Origin of the sequence: Streptomyces sp. NPDC006283, from assembly GCF_040613325.1 — a bacterium.
GTDB lineage: Bacteria > Actinomycetota > Actinomycetes > Streptomycetales > Streptomycetaceae > Streptomyces.
Genome location: NZ_JBEXRZ010000370.1, coordinates 1 through 3,634 on the forward strand (window position 1 = coordinate 1; position 3,634 = coordinate 3,634).

Annotated in this window: 4 protein-coding genes; 1 reads left to right on the forward strand and 3 read right to left on the reverse strand. The window is 68.6% G+C overall.

Going from position 1 to position 3,634, the window contains the following annotated elements; genetic code table 11:
* Positions 1 to 43: 43 nt before the first annotated feature.
* The 3 genes from ABZ070_RS36035 to ABZ070_RS36045 form a co-directional block, all read right to left on the reverse strand.
* Entirely contained in the window at positions 44 to 346 is a 303-nt protein-coding gene (locus tag ABZ070_RS36035) for an SCO5918 family protein (RefSeq protein ID WP_356640269.1), read from the reverse strand.
* 158 nt (positions 347 to 504) lie between these two features.
* On the reverse strand, positions 505 to 2,028 hold the full coding sequence (locus ABZ070_RS36040) for a DEAD/DEAH box helicase (RefSeq protein ID WP_356640271.1): 1,524 nt from the start codon (positions 2,026 to 2,028) through the stop codon (positions 505 to 507).
* A 441-nt stretch (positions 2,029 to 2,469) separates the two neighbouring features.
* The gene (locus tag ABZ070_RS36045; RefSeq protein WP_356640273.1) at positions 2,470 to 2,673 is read right to left on the reverse strand and encodes a cold-shock protein; all 204 of its coding nucleotides are present in this window, start codon (positions 2,671 to 2,673) and stop codon (positions 2,470 to 2,472) included.
* A 429-nt stretch (positions 2,674 to 3,102) separates the two neighbouring features.
* Between ABZ070_RS36045 and ABZ070_RS36050 the strand changes: the two genes are divergently transcribed.
* Entirely contained in the window at positions 3,103 to 3,429 is a 327-nt protein-coding gene (locus tag ABZ070_RS36050) for a MerR family transcriptional regulator (protein ID WP_356640274.1), read from the forward strand.
* Positions 3,430 to 3,634: the final 205 nt, after the last annotated feature.

Consider the following 3,634-nt stretch of genomic DNA (forward strand, 5'->3'; position numbering starts at 1 on the left):
GCCCCGACCGGTTTCGACCGGTCGGGGCGCTCCGGCGTTGTCGTCAGATGTGTCCCGCGGGGCCGAGCAGCGCGGACGCCACCTGGAGCGGGGTTTCGGCCGGGGCGGTCGGCGGGACGGAACGGCATGTGAAGCCGAGGCGGGTCAGCGCTCGGGTCACTTCACCGGCGGTGAAGTCGCGCCGGTCCTGCCTGGTGATCACTTCCCCCACCTGCTTGACGGGGTAGTGACGGCGGCCGATGATCACGGACTCGCCCGTGATGGGTTCGGGCTTGATGCCCTTCATCGACTGCAGCACGTCGGCCTTGACGAAGTCGAAAGGGAAGCGGGCGATGACACAGCGCACAGGGCCTCAACAGGTTTCGGAGGAGGGGCGTGCGTGTGTACGCACGACCCGGGCTGGTTCAGCGGGACAGGGCGGTTCCCCCCGGGGCGCAAGCCAGGCCGCCGACGCGGACTTGGGGCCTGAACGGCCCCACTCCCTCCCCCCTGCCGTCCGGCTCGTCAGGCGACCCTGCCGGAGGCGGTGGCAGAGGTGGGGGAGGAGGAACGGCGCGCACGCGCGGGGCGGCTCCGCCTGCCTCGCGAGGACGCAGCGGCAGTCTTCTTGGGGCGCTCCACCGCCGGCGGGCTGATCACGACAGGAACGCCGGGGGGCGCCTGGGCGCCGGTGATACGGCTGAGTTCGGCTTCGCCCGAGCGGACGTGTGCGATGTGCGGGCTGATGCCGGCGTCCGTCATCAGCCGGGTCATCTCGCGGCGCTGGTTGGGCAGCACAAGGGTGACCACACTGCCGGACTCGCCGGCACGGGCGGTACGGCCCCCGCGGTGGAGGTAGTCCTTGTGGTCGCTGGGCGGGTCGATGTTGACCACCAGGTCGAGGTCGTCGACGTGGATGCCGCGGGCCGCGACATTGGTGGCGACGAGCACGGTGGCATGGCCGGTCTTGAACTGGGTCAGGGCGCGGTTGCGCTGCGGTTGCGACTTGCCGCCGTGCAGCGCCGAGGCGCGAACCCCGACGGCCAGAAGGTCTTTGGTCAGCCGGTCGACGGCGTGCTTGGTGTCCAGGAACATGATCACGCGGCCGTCGCGCGCCGCGATCTCGACGGTCGTGGCGTGCTTGTCGGCGCCGTGCACGTGCAGGAGGTGGTGCTCCATGGTGGTGACCGCACCGGCCGACGGGTCGACGGAGTGAACCACCGGGTCGGTCAGGTAGCGCCGGACGAGGCGGTCGACATTGCGGTCCAGCGTGGCGGAGAACAGCATCCGCTGCCCTTCGGGCCGCACCTGGTCGAGCAGGGCGGTGACCTGGGGCATGAAGCCCATGTCGGTCATCTGGTCCGCCTCGTCCAGGACCGTGACGGCCACCTGGTTCAGCCGGCAGTCGCCGCGGTCGATGAGGTCCTTCAGACGGCCCGGGGTGGCGATGACGACCTCGGCCCCGGCGCGCAGCGCGCCGGCCTGGCGGCCGATCGACATCCCGCCGACGGCCGTGGCCGTCCGCAGCTTCAGCGCCTTCGCGTAGGGCGTGAGCGCGTCGGTGAGCTGCTGGGCCAGCTCGCGCGTGGGGACGAGCACGAGGGCCAGAGGCCGACGGGCCTCGGCGCGCTGCCCTGCCGTGCGGGCCAGCAGTGCCAGCCCAAAGGCGAGGGTTTTCCCGGAGCCGGTACGGCCGCGCCCGAGGACGTCCCGGCCGGCCAGGGAGTTCGGCAGCGTGGCGGCCTGGATCGGGAACGGCGTGGTCACGCCGAGGCGCGTGAGCGTGTCCAGAATCTCGGCGGGCATGTCCAGTTCGCCGAAGCTCTCGGCTGCGGGGAGGGCCGGAGTGACGGTCACCGGCAGGGTGAACTCACCTTGCGGCCCGGAAGACCGGCGCTTGGGGCCGCCGGAGCGGCTGGGAACGCCGGAGCGCCCGTACGGACCTGAGCGGCCGGAGCCGGGGGCGCCGGAACGGCCACCCCTTTCGCTGGCGGAGCCGCCTGTACGGGTGCGGGAGTATCGGTCGTTCGTGCGGGATGTGCGGTTCATGCAGAACCTTCCTCGGTGCGGCGCGTACGAGGAATTCCCAGCGGAGAAGCCGCATGAAGAATCACAGGAACGGGCCGAAGAAAAGATGAGCGAGCGGGCCGGACCGTTTTCCGCCAATACAAAACATGAGGTAGGTCTTGCGATGACAGGAAAAGCTGGTCGGCGCGCGGGCGGGCCTACGGAATGACCCGAGCCCGGAAGCCCGTCCGGGGGCCGGCCGGGGATGATGCTCCCGGAAGCAGTGCACGGGAGTCGTGCAGCGATTTGAGGCGGAGCATCTGAGGCGAGCGGCTTCACAGGCCGTGCGGCCGGCTGCCGAAGCGGCATCCTCGGAGATCGTGCGCCCGCAGGCGGCGGAAGTCTCCAAAAAGCAACGAGCTGGGGCCCGCACCCCAAGGTGCGGGCCCCAGCTGCGTGGAACGCCTGGGCGTCAGAGAGACATCAGGCGGAAACGATGTTCTCCGCCTGCGGGCCCTTCTGGCCCTGCGTCAGGTCGAAGGAAACCTTCTGACCTTCCTGAAGCTCACGAAAGCCGGAAGAGGCGATGTTCGAGTAGTGGGCGAACACGTCGGGGCCGCCACCGTCCTGCTCGATGAATCCGAAACCCTTTTCCGCGTTGAACCACTTCACGGTGCCAGTAGCCATTTTATTTCTCCTTCGGGGCAGTACCCAAGGACTCGCGCTTTGCGAGCCCCGAGTCGCCGCAATGATTACCCCGCCCGGAGTGCACCGGAAATGCAAAAGCGCTCCGACCGGATCGTGAGAACCGGTAAGGGCACTTGAATTCTTTGGGAACCACAACTGCAACTGAGATCGACAGTAGCATGTCCTGATCGATCGTGCACAGCCTCTCCGTCGCTGCCGATAAAAGGATCGTCGAATCCATCTCGTCGCCTTCTGGATTTCTCCAGTAGCCGGATCAGATATTTTTCAGCGACGCGCCTCCACCGCACCGACCGGGCTGGTCGGCCCCGACAGGAAATCTGCGACGGGCGCGGCAGATTTCCCGGCGCGTCGGAGTTAGGGTTTCGGTACGGCGCCACGGCCCCACGCCGTGCTCGACGAGAGGTGTAAATGACTCCAGGTGTCCCGCAGAACGCCGACGACAGGTTCGGCGACGACGACTACCCGGCCTACACGATGGGCCGCGCGGCGGAGATGATCGGCACCACGCCGGCTTTTCTCCGCGCCTTGGGCGACGCCCGGCTCATCACTCCGCTGCGGTCGGAGGGCGGCCACCGCCGCTACTCCCGCTACCAGCTGCGCATCGCCGCCCGGGCCCGTGAACTCGTCGACCAGGGAACCCCGATCGAGGCCGCCTGCCGGATCATCATCCTCGAGGATCAACTCGACGAAGCCCTCCGCCTCAACGAAAAGCTGCGCCGGACCGGCTCCCAGTGAGCCGGGACCCGGCCGGTGGCGAGGGTCGGCCCCGCAGGGCGGACGGACGACGTGCCGTGGATGTGACCGCCCCGGCGGGGTCGGAACGGTAAATGGATTGGATCTTGCTCCGGATGGCGTAAGGTTGTGTTCACCGACGCGGGGTGGAGCAGCTCGGTAGCTCGCTGGGCTCATAACCCAGAGGTCGCAGGTTCAAATCCTGTCC